This is a genomic window from Geothrix sp. PMB-07, assembly GCF_030758935.1.
Lineage (GTDB): Bacteria > Acidobacteriota > Holophagae > Holophagales > Holophagaceae > Geothrix.
On record NZ_CP132333.1, the window covers coordinates 4166411 to 4182927 of the forward strand.

Annotated in this window: 14 protein-coding genes; 2 read left to right on the forward strand and 12 right to left on the reverse strand. The window is 66.1% G+C overall.

Features of this window, described 5'->3' with window-relative positions:
- Nucleotides 1-5: 5 nt before the first annotated feature.
- Complete coding sequence (locus Q9293_RS18250; protein WP_306248983.1) at nt 6-326, reverse strand: TusE/DsrC/DsvC family sulfur relay protein; 321 nt, start codon at nt 324-326, stop codon at nt 6-8.
- Between the two features lie 77 nt (nt 327-403).
- On the opposite strand from Q9293_RS18250, the gene Q9293_RS18255 reads away from it, so the two are divergent.
- Nucleotides 404-1774, forward strand: a complete 1371-nt coding sequence (locus Q9293_RS18255; protein WP_306248985.1) for a PLP-dependent aminotransferase family protein — start codon at nt 404-406, stop codon at nt 1772-1774.
- Here Q9293_RS18255 and aguB read toward each other — a convergent pair whose 3' ends face one another.
- Nucleotides 1775-2635, reverse strand: a complete 861-nt coding sequence (aguB, locus tag Q9293_RS18260; protein WP_306248987.1) for an N-carbamoylputrescine amidase — start codon at nt 2633-2635, stop codon at nt 1775-1777.
- On the reverse strand, nt 2632-3657 hold the full coding sequence (locus Q9293_RS18265) for an agmatine/peptidylarginine deiminase (RefSeq protein WP_306248988.1): 1026 nt from the start codon (nt 3655-3657) through the stop codon (nt 2632-2634). The genes aguB and Q9293_RS18265 overlap by 4 nt, the downstream gene beginning before the upstream one ends.
- Before the next feature lie 159 nt (nt 3658-3816).
- Here Q9293_RS18265 and Q9293_RS18270 point away from each other — a divergent pair, with 159 nt between their 5' ends.
- Nucleotides 3817-5730 carry a CocE/NonD family hydrolase gene (locus Q9293_RS18270; RefSeq protein ID WP_306248990.1) on the forward strand — a complete coding sequence of 638 codons (1914 nt, stop codon included), beginning with the start codon at nt 3817-3819 and terminating at the stop codon, nt 5728-5730.
- A gap of 77 nt (nt 5731-5807) precedes the next feature.
- On the opposite strand, the gene Q9293_RS18275 is transcribed toward Q9293_RS18270, so the two are convergent.
- The 9 genes from Q9293_RS18275 to dnaK all read right to left on the reverse strand — a co-directional run bounded on the left by Q9293_RS18275 (nt 5808) and on the right by dnaK (nt 16421).
- Nucleotides 5808-6818 carry a hypothetical protein gene (locus Q9293_RS18275; RefSeq protein WP_306248991.1) on the reverse strand — a complete coding sequence of 337 codons (1011 nt, stop codon included), beginning with the start codon at nt 6816-6818 and terminating at the stop codon, nt 5808-5810.
- Nucleotides 6819-6823: 5 nt separating this feature from the next.
- Complete coding sequence (locus tag Q9293_RS18280; protein WP_306248993.1) at nt 6824-7573, reverse strand: ABC transporter ATP-binding protein; 750 nt, start codon at nt 7571-7573, stop codon at nt 6824-6826.
- Nucleotides 7570-8634: an SAM-dependent methyltransferase gene (locus tag Q9293_RS18285; RefSeq protein ID WP_306248995.1), complete on the reverse strand. Its 1065-nt coding sequence runs from the start codon at nt 8632-8634 to the stop codon at nt 7570-7572. Before Q9293_RS18285 ends, Q9293_RS18280 begins: the two co-directional genes overlap by 4 nt.
- Nucleotides 8631-11192 (reverse strand): MMPL family transporter, encoded by a 2562-nt coding sequence (locus Q9293_RS18290; protein WP_306248998.1) that lies wholly within the window; start codon nt 11190-11192, stop codon nt 8631-8633. Before Q9293_RS18290 ends, Q9293_RS18285 begins: the two co-directional genes overlap by 4 nt.
- Nucleotides 11189-12082: a hypothetical protein gene (locus Q9293_RS18295; protein ID WP_306249000.1), complete on the reverse strand. Its 894-nt coding sequence runs from the start codon at nt 12080-12082 to the stop codon at nt 11189-11191. Before Q9293_RS18295 ends, Q9293_RS18290 begins: the two co-directional genes overlap by 4 nt.
- Nucleotides 12079-12945, reverse strand: a complete 867-nt coding sequence (locus Q9293_RS18300) for an RNA polymerase sigma factor RpoD/SigA (protein ID WP_306249003.1) — start codon at nt 12943-12945, stop codon at nt 12079-12081. Before Q9293_RS18300 ends, Q9293_RS18295 begins: the two co-directional genes overlap by 4 nt.
- 61 nt (nt 12946-13006) lie before the next feature.
- A complete protein-coding gene (locus Q9293_RS18305) occupies nt 13007-13384 on the reverse strand; it encodes a helix-turn-helix transcriptional regulator (RefSeq protein ID WP_306249004.1) in 378 nt (125 codons plus the stop codon).
- The gene (locus Q9293_RS18310; RefSeq protein ID WP_306249006.1) at nt 13377-14462 is read right to left on the reverse strand and encodes a J domain-containing protein; all 1086 of its coding nucleotides are present in this window, start codon (nt 14460-14462) and stop codon (nt 13377-13379) included. Before Q9293_RS18310 ends, Q9293_RS18305 begins: the two co-directional genes overlap by 8 nt.
- Nucleotides 14463-14522: 60 nt before the next feature.
- Nucleotides 14523-16421 carry a molecular chaperone DnaK gene (gene dnaK, locus Q9293_RS18315; protein WP_306249009.1) on the reverse strand — a complete coding sequence of 633 codons (1899 nt, stop codon included), beginning with the start codon at nt 16419-16421 and terminating at the stop codon, nt 14523-14525.
- Nucleotides 16422-16517 lie beyond the last annotated feature (96 nt).

Sequence of the window (16517 nt, forward strand, 5' to 3'; positions counted from 1 at the left end):
GCCTCCTACACGCAGCCGTCAGGCTTGGGCAGGCCCGCCAGCTTGCAGGCACCCTTGGCCGGCCCACTGGGGAAGAGTTCGTAGATGCGCTGGAGGCGCAGGCCCGTGGCCTTGCAGACGGCACGCACCATGGGCGCCCCCTGTTTCTCCTCGAAGTGGCCGCGGATGAAGCGGATGACGGACCAATGCTCCTCAGTCAGGGCCTCGAGCCCCTCCTCGGCCTGAGCCAGCGCCAGGGCCAGCTCCTCGTTCCAGATCCCCGGATCCACCAGGAAACCTTCTTCGTTCAGCGCCACCGCTTGTCCATGGAACATCAGGCCGCTCATGCATCCCTCCGGGGCCGCACACCGCGCGGCCAGCAACGGGTTTGGATTTTGTGTGAATGGAAACTAGAATTGTGTGCATGACAATCTGGGTGCCCGATCTCTCGCAAGCCTCCGGCCCCACCTACCTGGCCGTGGCCGATGCCATCGGAACCGCAGTACGACTGGGTCAGCTGCGGCCCGGTGACCAGCTCCCCACCCATCGATCCTTAGCCGATCTATTGGGTGTGAATGTGAGCACCATCACACGCTCGTACCGGGAGGCGGCCCGCCGCCTGCTGGTGGGCGGCGAGGTGGGGCGCGGCACCTACGTGTTGGGCCTGGCCTCCGAAGCGGCCCTGTTCGCATTGCAAAAGCGCCCGGAGGGAGGCGTCATCGACCTCTCCACCAACCGTCCGCCCGTGGGTCTGGCTGAAGGCGATCTGGGCGTGGGACTCGCCACCCTGGGCTGGGGCGAAGGCGGCCGCTTCCTCGACTACCCCAGTCCCGGCGACACACGCCTTCACCGGGAGGCCGCCACCACGTGGCTGCAGCGCCGCGGCTTGACGGCCGAAGCCGAACACCTGCTGATCTGCGCGGGGGCCCAGCACGCCATGGACACGGCCCTGAGCCTGCTGGGCGAGCACCGGGATCTGGCCTGCGAATCCCTCGTCTACCCCGGGCTGAAGGCCCTGGCCCGCCAGAACCGGCGGCGCCTGCATCCCATGGCCATGGACCGGGAGGGCGTGCTGCCCACGGCCCTGCAGGCCGCCGCCAAGGCGGGCCTGCGCGTGGCGGTGCTCTCCCCCACCTTGAACAATCCCACCACCGCCACCATGAGCCTGGCCCGACGGGAGCGCCTCGTGGCCATCGCCCGGAAACACGACCTGCTTCTGGTGGAAGAGGATGTCTACGGCCTGCTGCCGGAGGATGCGCCACCACCGCTGGCAGCCCTGGCACCCGAGCGGGTGCTCTACGTGACGGGCCTCTCCAAGACCGTGGCCGCCGGCCTGCGCCTGGGCTACTTGCTGCTGCCGCCTTCTCTGCGCACCCGCGCCCGGGACGCGGAGCACCACACGACCTGGTACGTCTCGCCCCTGAGCATGGCCCTGGGCGCCGCCTGGATCGAGGATGGCACCGCCTGGCGCCGCCTCCTCACCCAGCGCAAGGAGCTCGCCGCCCGCCATCGGCTTTGCTCCCAGGGCCTGCGCAGCCTCGCCTGGCGCGGCGAAGCCCACTGCCCGCACCTCTGGCTGCCCACGCCGCCCGGTGGCCAGGAGCGCTTCAAACGGCGCGCCCTGGAAGCGGGCGTGGTGGTGGTCTCCGCGGATGTCTTCGCCGCCACCCGCGCCGTGCAACAGCCCGGCATCCGCGTCTCCATCGGCGCCGCGCCAGACCGAGCCACCCTCGCCCAAGGGTTGGCGCGCCTGGAGGGCCTGGTCGAGGGACTGTCCAACGCCTCTGACCGCTGATCAGTCCGTCTTGGCGATGAGTCCGTACAGATCGGGCCTTCGGTCCCGGAAGAACCCGAAGGAGGCGCGGTTGCGGCGGATCTCGTCGAGGTCGAAGGCGGCATGGATCACGCCGCTGTCCGTGCGGCCCAATTCCGCCACCTTCTCGCCGCGATGGTCCGAGATGAAGGAGTGGCCGTAGAAGGTTTGATCCCCTTCGGTGCCGATGCGGTTCGAGGCAATCACGGGCACCACGTTGGACACGGCGTGCCCGATCATGGCCCGCTGCCAAAGGTCCTTGGTGTCCAGCTCCGGGTTTTCCGGCTCGGTGCCGATGGCCGTGGGGTAGAGCAGGATCTCGGCCCCCATGAGCATCATGGCCCGGGCGCATTCCGGGTACCACTGGTCCCAGCAGATACCCACGCCGATCCGGCCGAAGCGCGTGTCCCAGACCTTGAAGCCCGTGTTGCCGGGCCGGAAGTAGAACTTCTCCTCGTAGCCGGGCCCATCGGGAATGTGGCTCTTGCGGTAGACGCCCATCAGGGAACCGTCGGCATCCACCATGGCCAGGCTGTTGTAGTGGTGGTGCCCGTCCCGCTCATAGAAGGAGACCGGGATCACCACGCCCAGTTCCTTCGCCAGCTTCTGGAAGCGCGCGATCGTGGGATGCCCCTCGACGGGCCGCGCCCAATCGAAGAAGGCATCCTTTTCTTCACGGCAGAAGTAGTAACCCTCGAACAACTCCGAAGGCAGGATCACCTGGGCGCCCTGGGCCGCGGCCTCGCGGACGAGGGCCTCCACGCGGGCCACGTTTTCCTCGAGGCTGGCCGTGAAGGCGCACTGGGTCGCGGCGACTCGGATGGTGCGGGATTCGGCGCTCACAGAACCTCCGGCTGCTGTTGGGTGATGCAGTGGAAGGCGCCACCCCCGCTGAGGATGGCGCGGGCCGAGCGGCCCACCACGCGGCGGCCAGGGAAAAGCGGCGTCAGGGCAGCCACAGCGGCTTCATCGTATTCGGTGCCGTAGGTGGGAACGACCACCGTCTGGTTGCCGATGTAGAAGTTCACGTAGCTGGCGGGCATGGCTTCGCCGTCCTCATTCTCCAGCCGGCCGGGCGAGGGGATGCGCACCACCTGGAGCTTCCGTCCCCGGGCATCGGTCATGGCGGCCAGATCCACGGCCAAGCGCTCCAGGGTGGCGGCGTTGGGATCCTGCGGGTCCTTTGCCTCCATGCACACCACCACACCTGGAGCCACGAAGCGGGCCAGGGTGTCGATGTGGCCGTCGGTGTGATCGTTGAGGAGGCCCTCGTCGAGCCAGAGCACCTTCTCGGCGCCCAGGCCTTCCCCAAGCGCGGCCTCGATCTGGGCCTGGTCCATGTCCGCATTGCGGTTGGGGTTCAGCAGGCACTGGCGGGTGGTGAGCACGGTGCCCTCGCCATCCACCTCCACCGAGCCGCCTTCCAAAATCCAATCGTGGTCGATGAGGTGTGCGCCGCTGCGGCCCGCCACACGGGTGGCCACATGGTCATCGCCTGGCAGTTCATACTTGCCGCCCCAGCCGTTGAAGCGGAAGCAGGCCGCGTGCAGGCGGCCCGCCTCATCCTTCACAAAAATGGGCGCCGTATCCCGCAGCCAGATGTCGCCCACGGGCACCGGATGGAAACGCACCTGGGCCAGCACCGGCGCCAGGGCCGCCCGGGCCTGGGCTTCGGCGGCCTCGTCTGCCACAAGCAGCTCCAGGTGTTCTCCGCCGCCTTCGGCGATGGCCAGGCACAGGGCGGCGAACTCCGCCTGGGCCGGTGCCAGGTTCTCCTGCCAGAGGTGACCGTGGCTGGGCCAAGCCAGCCAGCAGGCGCTGTGGCGGTCCCACTCGGCGGGTTGATGGATGGCGGGATGACTCATATCGGCACAGGTTCCAGCAAGGAGAACCCCGGCATGGGGCCCACCCTCCAGTTCATCAAAACCCAGTGCCCCCGTCGAGGGGAATGGCTGCTCCCACAGGAAGTCGCCGGGAATTTCGGCACCATACCACGTATGATGGGGTATCCATCCGGAGCCACCATGCCCACCTCCCGTTTTCTGCGGGCCTCTGCCTTCATCGTCGCGGCCCTGGTGGCGGCGCCCACTGCCCTTGAGGCCCAGCTCAGCCCGGCCATGGAGAAGGCGGTCGCGGCCGTCCGCAGCCACTACACCAAGCGCGAAGTGCTCATCCCCATGCGCGACGGTGTGAAGCTCTTCACGGCCATCTACACCCCGAAGGACACCAGCAAGACCTACCCCTTCCTTTTGAACCGGACGCCCTACAGCGTCTGGCCCTACGGCGAGGATGCCTACCCCCCGGAGTTGGGCCCTTCGGCGCGCTTCCAGGAAGTGGGCTTCATTTTTGTTTTCCAGGATGTGCGGGGCAAGATGATGTCCGAGGGCGAGTTCGTGAACATGCGGCCCCAGCGCGCCGTGAGCGGCGCCGTCATCGACGAGAGCACGGACACATACGACACCCTGGAATGGCTGGTCAAACATGTGCCCGGGAACAACGGCCGCGCGGGGCAGATGGGCATCAGCTATCCCGGCTTCTACTCCGCCGTGGGCATGCTCTCGGGCCATCCGGCTCTGAAGGCTGTGTCACCTCAGGCGCCCATTGTGGATTGGTTCCAGGGGGACGACTTCCACCGCAACGGCGCCCTCTGGCTGCCCCACGCCTTCAACTTCATGACCTCCTTCGGTCAGCCCAGGCCCAAGCCCACCCAAGCCTGGCCCGAAGGCTTGAACCACGGAACCTCCGACGGGTACGAATGGTTCATGCGCCTGGGCTCCACCGGCGCCACCCGCCAGTACACGAAGAACGTGCCCTTCTGGAACGAGATGCTGGATCATCCCAACTACGATGCCTTCTGGCAGGCCCGGAACCTGCGGCCCCAGATTAAGGATGTGAAACCCGCCGTGCTCACCGTGGGGGGCTGGTTCGATGCCGAAAACCTCTATGGCGCCCTGCAGGTGCATCAAACCGTGAACCGCCAGAGCCCCGGCACAGACAACCGGCTGGTCATGGGCCCCTGGTTCCACGGCGGCTGGGAACGCAGCAAGGGCGACCATCTCGGCCCCGTGCAATTCGGCGCCAACACCTCCGACTGGTTCCAGACCGACGTGCTGCTGCCCTTCTTCAACCACCACCTGAAAGATGCCAAGGCCCCCGACCTCGCCAAGGCCACGGTCTTCGAGACTGGCGCCAACCGCTGGCACAAGCTGGATGCCTGGCCGCCCCGGCAGGCCCGGGAGAAGAAGCTCTACCTCCTGCCCGCAGGCAAACTCGGCTTCGAGCCGCCCGCGGCAGCAGCCGAGCCTGACATGTTCATCTCCGACCCCGCCAAAGCCGTGCCCTTCATCGAGAACGTGGCCATCGGCATGACCCGCGAGTACATGAGCGCCGATCAGCGCTTCGCCGGGCGCCGCCCCGACGTGCTCGTCTACCAGACGGAAGCCCTCGCGGAAGATCTCACCTTCGCGGGTCCGCTTCATCCCGAATTGTTCGTGGCCACCACGGGCACCGATGCGGATTGGGTGGTGAAGCTGGTCGATGTCTATCCCGACGACTTCAAGAATTCCGATTTCAAGGCGGGCAACTCACCCTGGGACCGCCAGCCCAACCCCATGGGGGGCTACCAGCAGCTGGTGCGGGGCGAGGTCATGCGCGGCAAGTTCCGCAACAGCCTCGAGAAACCCGAACCCTTCACGCCCGGCCAGCCCGCCCGCGTCGCGTGGTCCATGAATGACGTCTTCCACACCTTCAAGAAGGGCCACCGCGTCATGGTGCAGCTCCAGAGCACCTGGTTCCCGCTGATGGACCGCAATCCCCAGACCTTCATGGACATCAACCAGGCCAAGCCCGAGGACTACCACAAGGCCACACACAGCGTCTTCCACGACGCCGAGCGGCCGAGCAACCTGGGCGTGGGCGTGGTTTCGGAAAAGCTGTAGGATTCACAACCCTGGATAAACGGATGCCAAAACAGGTTTCCCGAGCATTGTTCATGGCCCCGTGCTTTTATCTGCCTTCATCCTGTGCTGAAGACCAGTCGACGATCCAACTGCGCGCCGAAGTAGAGGAGGGATACCGCATAGCCCACAGCACAGGGCAGGATTACCCAGGGAGCCGCCCGGAAAACCGCAGTGCCAGCCCCGAACATGACCAGAACCTGAAGGAATCCTGACCATCCGCGCGCGCCACTCAGGAAGCGCCAGGGAGGTTGGGCCTGGGGATCCAGCACACTCGGTGCGTGACCGAAACCCAAGAGCACCAGACCCGCTGCTAGCCCTGACAGCAGATTGAGCGGCAGCGTCAACAGGAGCAGAAGCATCAGAAATGCCACATCCTTGGCCGCGAGTATCTGCCAGCCCTTTATTGGGAGCAACGCGTAACGCTTCCAACCAGCCCCAGCATCAAAGCCGAAGAGACGCTGGGCATAGGTGCTGAAAGAGAGCGCCACAAGCAACGACATCCCATGCAAGGCCGCAGGATCCGGTCGGGAGGCCAGAAGCCGGTACAGGGCGCCACTGAGGCCTAGCGCCACTCCCAGGTAGAGATCGAGCGTTTGGAGCATCTCGCGAAGGTTCTTCTGCACCAGTTCACCCAAGGGGCCGGGAAGATTCGGGATCCAATCCGGCATAACCCGCCATCGACTCAAACCAAGATGGCGAGGCCAGAAGATGGCGATTCCGTTGGATAGAACCATAACCAAAAGGAGGGTTGCCGAGACACGCCCGTAGCGCCAGCCACCCCACAGAGGCAGCAGCAGGATGACCCAAACCACCGGGCTCATCAGGATGGGGAGCACCCTGAGCCGCATTGTCTCCGACCTTTTGAGAGGCAACAAAAGAAGGCGCTCCCGGGGAAGACTCCAGAGCGGGTTGAGGCTCAGCGGAAAAACAATCACCATCCCCACCAGCAAGAGCAGGAACACCGAGCTGCGCGGGTTCGTCCCGAGGAGGAGCATGGTGAAGAGGAAGAAATGATTCCCCGTGACCGAGGCTGTCCGCCTCAGCTCCCGTCCAACAATGGTAGCCATTGGCCCTAGGAGGACCGCGATCCGAGCCACGGCAGGTCCTCCAGCGGCGGGGTCTCCACGAGGCTGAAATACATCTCCCCAAGGGTTGAAGGGAGTTCCTCTTTGGGTGAGTTCCAGGCGATCTGTCCATTCCGAATCAGGATGCAGTGCGTGGCCAGCCGCTCAGCCATGGAGAGAATGTGGGAGGTGAAGAGGATCGTCACCCCCCGCTGGGACAGCATGAGGAATAGCTCTCGGATCACCTCGGCCGCCACCGGCTCTACCCCTTCAAAAGGCTCATCGAGCAACAGAATCCGAGGATTGTGGAGAAGTGCCAAGGCCAGTGCGGTTTTCTTTCTCATGCCGTGGGAACAATGGCTCGCGTAGGTGGTTCGGCCCGCTTCCAGGCCCAGAAGGTGCACCAGTTGATCTGCCCGAGTCTGGGTTTCCTCACGGCTGAGACCGTAAATGGGACCACAGAGCTGGAGATGTTCTTCCACCGTCAGCTGATCGAAGAGGCCCAACCCCTCAGGTAGGACGCCGATCTGCTGCTTCAGCGGCGAGAAATCCTCCTCATAGCGAACAGTGACACCCGCCAAGGTCACCGTACCGGAGTTGGGCCGCAGCAGCCCGGAGAGCATGTTGAGCGTGGTGGATTTCCCCGCGCCATTGGGCCCCAGAAGGGCACAGATGCTCCCAGTGGGAAGGGAGAAGCTGATGCCATCCACCACGGTTCTTGAGCCAAACCGGCGGCTGAGGCCCGAAGAAGCGATCATGCGCCTGCCGCCTTCCATCCCTCCAGCACCCGAAACCGGCTGCCCATCATGTTGGGGAGGGTGAGCTGCAGCAGGTTTTCGGTGCGCGCTTTTCGCTCGGCTTCGGGCAGGCCCATCCACTCGCCGCCCCAGCGGTCCAGGGGCGCGTGGGTGCGGATCCATTTGCTCAGCGCCACGTGGCCCAGCTCCGACAGGCCCTCGGCTTCGAGCAGCCGGGAGAGGCGGGTGAAATCGACATCGGCTGTCAGATCGGCCTCACCCAGGTCCTCGTGCCATTTCCCATCCACGCCGTGGGCCTTGAAGCGGCGCAGATCGGCCCCCTTGGCCAGCAGCCGGTCTGCAGATTCGCCATAGTCCACGGCCAAGAAGAGACCCGCTTGCAGCGGCGTGGTCAGCGCTTGAACCAGGCTGGGCAGGCCTTCGCACCACACGCTGCCGTCTCGGAGTTCCAACCCATCGGTCTGGCTGGCGAACCAGGCCCCGGCCTCACCAGGGTCAGCGACCTGCCATTCCGGTCCGGTCACCGTCAGCACTTCACGGGTCCAGCACTCGCCGTCCCAGCGCCAGGGTTGGGCGGGCAGGGCATCGAAGAGCTCATTGCTGAAGATGGCGCCGGTGAAGGGTTCCAGCACTTCCGATTCGGCGGCGAACCGCGCGCGATGGGCCGAGAGGAAGGGGGCCAGGGCCCTTTCCGCAGCCTCTCTCGCCGCCGGGTTGTCGTCGCGATGCACATAGACCAGGGCTTCGGCAAAGGGCCCCGATACGGCGCTCAGCACATCGCGGCCCAGCCAACCGCGACCTGCTCCGGGCTCCAGCGCCGTGAACTGGGCGGGCCGGTCCAGCCGCTCCCAGGCCGCTTCCAGACGCAGCGCCAGCGTCTGGCCCAACAGGGGGCCAAGATCCAGGGCCGTGTAGTAGTCCTTGCCCTCGAAGCCCCAGGGGCCCTCTTGGCGCCGATAATAGCCGTGCTCCGGATGATAGAGGCCCAGGGCCATCACCTCCGAAGCGGGAACAGGCCCCTGGGCCAGGCGGGATTGCAGCAGATCGTTGAGCGGATTCACTTCTTCTCCAAGGGCCACTTCTCCAGCAACACCGGCAGCAACCACTGGGTGAGCAGCAGGGCCAGGGCCACACCGCCCAGGCAAGCCAGGCCCAGGCCCCGCAGGCCGCGGTAGCCACTGAAGACCATGCCGCCGAATCCAGCGAGGGTGGTACCTGCGCATACGGCGTTCACACGGGCCACCCGCTGCGGAGCATCCTTCTCGCCGCGGGCGCGGTGCAGCAGATTGAAGGCCGTATCCACGCTCACCCCCAAGGCGATGGGGATGGCCATGAGGGAGAGGAAGGTGAGGGGTTCCCCTCCCCACCCCAGGGCACCAAAGACACCGGCCTGACTGGCCAGCAGCGGGACCAAGGCCAGCACCGCGAATCGCAGACTGCGACCGAAGGCTGCGATCACCAGAAAGATACCCGCCAGCGCCAGAAGCACCGCCTGTTGCACCGCCTCCTTGGCGATGCCCTTCACCACCCGGAAGAGGGGCTGGGTCCCCACGAAGCGCCCACCTGCGGCCTCTACCACGGGGGTGAGACGGTTGAGCGACGCCTCGTCCAAGCGCAGAGGAACACTGAGCGCCGGGGCCAGCGGTGGCGGTTTCCGATGCTGATGGAACCCATCCCAAAGATTCCATGGATGCCGCTCTTCTCTGGGCGCCGCCCGCGGCAGCATGGCCTGCAGGGCCGCCACGGGTTGCGTCGGGTCTGAGGCCGCCTCCGCCAAAGCCGTGAGGGGGCCTTCAAGCCCGGCAGGGTCCAGTCCGGCCTTGGAGGCGGCCTCCAGCACCTGACGCCGCCAGGTTTCCGAACCCAGGGCATGGCGCAGCTCGGGATCGAGGCTCTTCCAGTCGGGCACGGGCAGTCCCGCCTCCCGCAGAATGGGGCTCAGCTTGTTCCAGCGGGCCGGCAGGCGGTCCGGGTCTTCCAGCGGAATTTGCAGGGCCAGGGGCTGCAGGCTGGCGCCCAGGGTGCGCGTCAGACGCTCCTGCAGGGTGAGGGCTGGATTGCCCTGGGCCCGGAAGCGGCGCAGATCCTCTTCCCAGCGGGTGCGAGGCGCTCCCACCAGGGCAACCATCAGCACGGCCAGCGCAGCCCAGGGCGCCCAGCGCCTGCGGGGTTTTCCTGGCAGCGATGGGCCCGGGGCGAAGGTGCCCCGGCCGCGGTCCAGGGTGAGCAGAAGGGGCGGCAGCACCAGGAAGGTTGCCGCCAGGCAGGCCAGCAGTCCCAGCCCCGTGGTGAGCCCCAGGTCGCGGATGCCGGGGAAGGGCGCGAAAGCCAGTGCGAGGAAGGCCATGGAGGTGGCCAGGGCGCCTGCCACCACGCCTGGGCCTGTGCCCAGCATGGCCGCTCTCAGAGCCCGGGGCTTGGTGTGGCCAGCCCGGCGGTCATCCCGGTAGCGGCTGAAGAGGAGGATGCCCACATCGTCGCCCACGCCCAGGAGCACCGCGCCGAAACCCGCGGCCATGAGGTTCACCCGGCCCAGCACCCAGCCGGTGAGGCCCAGGGCCCAGACCATGCCCACCAGCAGCGGCACCATGACGAAGCCGTAGCCCGCCAGGGTGCGGAAGCCCAACCAGTAGACGAGGCCGATGAGGAGGAAGCTCAGGGCGAGGCTCAGTACCACTTCCACCGTGAGGCGATGGGATTCCCAAGCCGTGATGGCGTGGGCGCCCGTCACTTGCAGTGGGAAGGCCCGACCTTCCTTGAGATCTTCGATGGGCGCGAGCGCGGCTTCCGTGTCGCGGAGGCTGGCGCTTACCGGCAGAGGACCCTTCGCCCCCCGGCCCAACCAGGTCAAGACGCGGGTGGTGGCCTTGGCATCGGTGGCCGGAAAGCCTGCCACCAGGGGCAGCATCACGAAGCGACCATCCTTGGTCTCGAAGTATCCGGTGCGCACCTTCAGGGTGAAGGCCCTGCCGAGGGCCGTGGCCTTGGCCATGCCCTCGCCATCCTGGGGCGCCAGGTCGCGCAGGCCCAGGGGATCCAACCGCGCGAGGGCCGCGGGCAGCGGCTCTGGCGAGGACAGGGCCTTGGCGGTGGCCTGGAGGCGGCGCTGCAGCGCCGCGAGATCCGTGAGGGGCGCGAGACGGTCCCCCAGCCAGGCAGGCGCCATGGTGTAGAGGGTCTCCGTGGTGAGGCGGCTCACGGCGGCATCGCCTTCCGCGATGGCGCCCACCGCCAGCAAGGCGGGCCAGGGACTCACGCCGCCCGGGCCCGGCACGGGAATGGGATCGGACAACCGTCCTTCCGCAGCGAGGCCATTGAGGGGGAGGTTGCCCTCCGTGAGGAGGCGGTCCACCAGACCCTCGGCCCAGGCGCGACGAACTTCCAAATCGGCTTCGCCGCCTTCCGCCACCAGCCAGATCAGCTCCTGCTGGCCCACGCCCGCCTCCAGATTCGCGCGGACGGCGGGATGTTCCGAGGGCAGCAGGCTCATGAGGTCCAGAGCCCGCTCCACACGCAGGGTGCCCCAGCCCAGCAGCAGCGTGAGGCCTGCCACGCATAGCCACAACCCCCTCGACCGGCTGAGGTGAAGACGCAGCAGGACGCGCAGCAGGGCTTTCATCGCCTCTGGGGATCCAGGCGGTCGATCCAGAACTGGAGGGCCGGCACCATCTCTACGCGCTCGGCGCCTCGCAGGCGCTCGAAGAGGCTGGCATCCTCTAGCCGCACCAGGGGATGGTTCTCGCGCCGATCCATGGCCTCAGGCGGATGCGAGGCCGTAAGAATCGTCGGCAACTCCTCGCTGTAGCGATGATCCAGCAGCTGGGCCAGGGCCGCGGCGATGCGGATGTCGGAATCCATGCGGTCCCAGTCATCCAGCACGAGCAAGGGAAGCTCCTGCAGAGGCTCAACCAGATCGCGCACGCTTTGGAAGGCGGCGTTCTGGAAGCTGCGCACGTCGTAGTAGGTGTCCTTGATGGCTTGGCTGAGGCTGCGGACGGACACGAAGCGGCCGCGCTTGCCCGTTTGTTCGGACCAGGCCCGCAGCGCTGCGGCGGCCAGGGTGCTGCGGCCGCTCTGGGCAGGGCCATGGATCCACCACAGCTCCCAGCCGTGCCGGAATTTGTGTTTGCCCGCGGTGGCCCACTGCGAAAGGCCCTCGGCTCCGAGCGGGCGGATGCCATGCTCAGGCCGCTTGCGCAGGGCCTGCAGCAGCTTCACCAGCTGATCGCGGCCCTCCAATTCGCCCACTTCTTCCGGGGGGCGGGTGAGCAGCTCCTCGAGATCCGGCACGCGATCCAGCAGGGCGCGCACGCCGCTGGCCTGGGCGTTGTTCCACCATTTCCAGAAGCGGGTGAAATCCGCCTCGCGGTAGCGCGTGGGCAGGCCCAAGGTCTCAGCATCCGGCGCCACATCGGCGGTGCAGCCGCAGACGAGCACGGGCTTCTGAGGATCCGGGTCAAAGACCAGGCCCTTGCCGTGGCAACGCGGGCAATCGGGGCGACCCTTCATGGCCCATCGCCTCCACGCAGGAAGCCTCCCAGCACTTCACGGCGGCGCTCACGGATGCGCGCGAAGGCCCGCTCCTCGAGTTGGCGCACGCGCTCGCGGGAGATGGGCGGGTCGAAGCGCTTACCGATTTGCTCCAGCGTCAGCGGATCTTCACCGCCAATGCCGAAGTGCAGCGTGATGATGGTGCGCTCCTTCTCGCTGAGCGAGGCCAGGCTGGCGTCGATCTGCTCGAGGAAGGCCTCCTGGTCCAGCGTGTGCATGGCGGAGGGCTCCACCTCCTGCTCGAGGCTGTCGCCCACGGTGAGATCGGAATCGCCCAGGCCCTGCTCGGTGGAGACGGTGGATGTGGTCTGCTGCAGCAGCTGATAGCGCTCCACATCCTCGATGCTCAGACCAGCGGCCTCTGCGATCTCCTGCAGCAGCGGCACTCGGCCCAGGGATTGGCTGAGCTTCTGCGTGACCCGGTTGAGGTGCACCAGGTGGCCTGCGACCTTCTGGGGCAGACGGATCTTGTTTCCGTGCTCAGCCAGCGCATGGAAGATGGCCTGCCGCACCCACCAGGAGGCGTAAGTGAGAAACTTGTTGAGGCGCTCGGGATCAAAGCGCTTGGCCGCTTCGATGAGGCCGAGGTTGCCCTCGCTGATGAGATCCAGCAGATCCAGGCCCATGCCTTCGAACTTGCGAGCCTCCTTCACCACGAAGCGGAGGTTCCCCTCCACAAGACGGCGCAGCCCCTCGGGGTTGCGATCGTTCTGCCACATGCGGCCATAGAACCGCTCTTCATCGGCCGTCAGCAGGGGCAGATGGCGGATGGAGTCGAAGTACTTGTCGAGCGAGCGCTCTTCGAGATGCCGGAGGGGCACGGTTCACCTAATGGGAGACACCAGCATAGCAAGCGATTCCGCCTGCTTGCGAAGCCTCACGTCAGGAGCGCTTCCGCAGCCCATGGGGTGTCAGTTTCACCAGGCCCGTGGCCGACGTGGGCCTTGGTATGTCCTTCACACCCGCCGCCTCCAGGGCATGGGCCAGACGCTCCAGATCCTCCTGCAGGTGGTTGAGGCGGTCGCGCATGCCCAGCACCACTTCCACCCCGGCCAGGTTCACGCCCAGGTCCCGGGTGAGGTTGAGAATGAACTCCAGGCGCTCCAGGTCCTCATCGCTGTAAAGGCGGGTCTTGCCTTCGGTGCGGCTGGGAGTCAGCAGGCCCTCCCGCTCATACAGACGCAGGGTCTGGGGATGCACGCCATAGCGCATCGACACCACGCCGATCATGTAGGCACCCAGGCGAGGATCTTTAGCCATGGCTCGCACTCCGCTGCTTGCGCACATCCGCGTCGTTCAGTTCCGCCAGTTCCCGCAGCAGCTCCTTGCTGCGCTCGTCCTGGATGGTGGGGGTGACCACGGCCACCTCCGCGATGAGATCTCCCCGCTGGGTGCTGCGGGGTACGGGCATGCCCTGGCCTTTCAGCCGCAACCGCGCCCCGGTCTGGGTGCCCGGAGGCACCTTGATGGTCTGCTGGCCTTCGGGCGTCGGCACGTCCACCTTGGCCCCGAGGGCCGCCTCCGAAAAGCTGATGGGCAGTCGCACGTAGAGATTGGGTCCCTTGCGCTCGAAGCGGCCATCCGGCTCCATGCTGATCTGCAGGAAGAGATCCCCGGGCCCACCGCCTCGCCGGCCCGCCTCGCCCTTGCCCGCCACGCGCAGTTTGGCGCCATCCTCCACGCCCGCGGGGATGGAGATGGTCACCGTTTCCTGGCGCGAGTGGCGACCGGCGCCCCCGCAATCGGGACAGGCCGGAGCCTTGGAGCCTCGGCCCTGACAGTCGGGGCAGGTGCGACCGAAGGAAAGAAATCCCGATCCGCCGCCGATCTTGCCCTTGCCCTGGCAGGTTCGGCACAGCTCCTGTTTGCGGTTGGACTCCCCCGTGCCGTGACAGGTGAGACAGGGCTCAGAGCGGTTCACACGGAGGTTGAGGCGCGTACCCTCAAAGGCCTCCCTGAAGCCCAGCCGCACGGAGTGAAGCAGGTCTTCGCCACGCATGGGGCCGGTGCGGGCCTGTCGACCCCCGAAGCCCGCGAAGATGTCCTCGAAGGAAAAGGCCCCTTCCTGGTGGAAGCCAGGAGGCACCTGGGCGCCCGGGCCATTGGGATCGCCGTAGGTGTCGTAGTTCTTCCGCTTTTCGGGATCCGACAGCACATCATTGGCTTCGGCCAGCTTCTTGAACTCGGCCTCCGCCTTCGCGTCGCCCGGGTTCAGGTCGGGGTGATGCTTGCGCGCCAGCTTGCGATACGCCTTCTTGATGTCCTCTTCCGAGGCCGATTTGGGCACGCCCAGGATCTTGTAATAGTCGGGGTGGGACATGGCTTTAGTGTAGGACACTCAGATTTCATACAGGTAGAAAAATGGGGAGCCTCTTGGCTCCCCATTTTTTGACGGGACCTAGCTCACCACTTCGGCGTCGATCACGGTGTCGTCGGCCTTCTTCTCGCCACCGGGGTGGGCGCCGGGCGCGCCAGGCGTGCCGCCATCCGCTGGGGGCTCCTGCTTGTAGAGGCTTTCGGCGAGCTTGTGGCTCTTGGCCGTGAGGGTCTCCAGCGCCTTCTTGATGCGCTCCTTCTCCAGGCTTGCGAGCGCGGCCTTGGCTTCGACCACGGCCTCCTCGGCCTCCTTCTTGTCGGCCTCGGGCAGTTTGTCGCCGTTGTCCTTCAGGAGCTTCTCCACCTGGTAGACCATCTGATCGAGGTGGTTCTTCTCTTCCAGCATGGCCTTCCGGTCTTCGTCCTCGGCCTTGTGCGCCTCGGCGTCACGCACCTTGGCTTCGATCTCCTCCTTGGAGAGGCCCGTGCTGCCCGTCAGCGTGATGCTGGCGTCCTTGCCGGTGCCCTTGTCCTTGGCGGTGACGTGCACGATGCCGTTGGCGTCGATGTCGAAGGTCACTTCGATCTGGGGCATGCCGCGCGGCGCGGGCGCGATGTTGCCGAGGTGGAACTGGCCCAGCAGCTTGTTGCCCTCCACCACGGGGCGCTCGCCCTGGAACACCTCGATGTCCACGCCGGGCTGGTTGTCCACGGCCGTGGTGTAGATCTCACTGCGCTTGGTGGGAATGGTGGTGTTGCGGGGGATGATGACGCTCATCTGGCCGCCATTGGCGTTGATGCCGAGGCTCAGCGGAGTGACGTCGAGAAGCAGCACGCCCTTGACGTCACCGGCCAGCACGCCCGCCTGAACGGCGGCGCCGATGGCCACGACTTCATCGGGGTTGACGCTGTGGTTGGGCTCCTTGCCGAAGATCTGCTTCACCATCTCCAGCACCTTGGGGATGCGCGTGGAGCCGCCGACCATCACCACTTCATCGATTTCATGGTGAGCGATCTTGGCGTCCTTCACCGCGTTCTCGCAGGGCACCTTGAGCTTCTGCAGCACGGGTTCGATCATCAGCTCGAACTTGGCGCGGCTCAGGGACTGGTTGATGTGCTTGGGGCCGCTGGCATCCGCCGTGATGTAGGGCAGGCTGATGTCCGTCTGGGTGGTGCTGGACAGCTCGATCTTGGCTTTCTCGGCGGCTTCCTTCAGACGCTGCATGGCATCGGCCTGCTTGCGCAGATCGATGCCTTCGGCCTTCTGGAATTCATCGGCCAGCCAATCGATGATGGCCTGGTCCACGTTGTCGCCGCCCAGGTGGGTGTCGCCATTGGTGGACTTCACTTCGACCACGCCTTCGCTCACTTCGAGGATGGAGATGTCGAAGGTGCCGCCGCCGAAGTCGAAGACGGCGATGGTGCCATCCTTCTTCTTGTCGAGGCCGTAGGCCAGGGCCGCCGCCGTGGGCTCGTTGACGATGCGTTTCACGTCGAGGCCTGCGATGGCACCCGCGTCCTTGGTGGCCTGGCGCTGGGCGTCGTTGAAGTAGGCGGGCACGGTGATGACGGCCTCGGTGACTTTCTCGCCCAAGTAGGCCTCGGCGGCCTCCTTCATCTTGGATAACACGACGGCGCTGATCTCCTCGGGGCTCAGCTTCTTGCCGATAACATCCACCACGCAGCCGCCCTTGTCGGCGCGCTCCACGGTGTAGGGCACCAGCTTCTGCTCCCGGTCGGAATCCGCGAAGGGCAGGCCCATGAAACGTTTGATGGAGTAGATGGTGCTCTTGGGCTGGGCCACGGCCTGACGCTTGGCCGGGGCGCCCACGAGACGTTCGGTGGTCTTGGGGTTGAAGCCCACCACGGACGGGGTGGTGTTCGCGCCCTCGGGATTGGGGATCACCTTGGGGACGCCGCCTTCCATCACGGCAACGCAGCTGTTGGTGGTACCGAGGTCGATGCCAATGATCTTGCCCATGTCGTTCCTCCTTGAAGCCAGGTGGGTTCAAATCCTTCTCTGGAACTCCCAGCATAGAGGGTATGGAAGCATTGTCAATAAGATCTTCAAAATTAG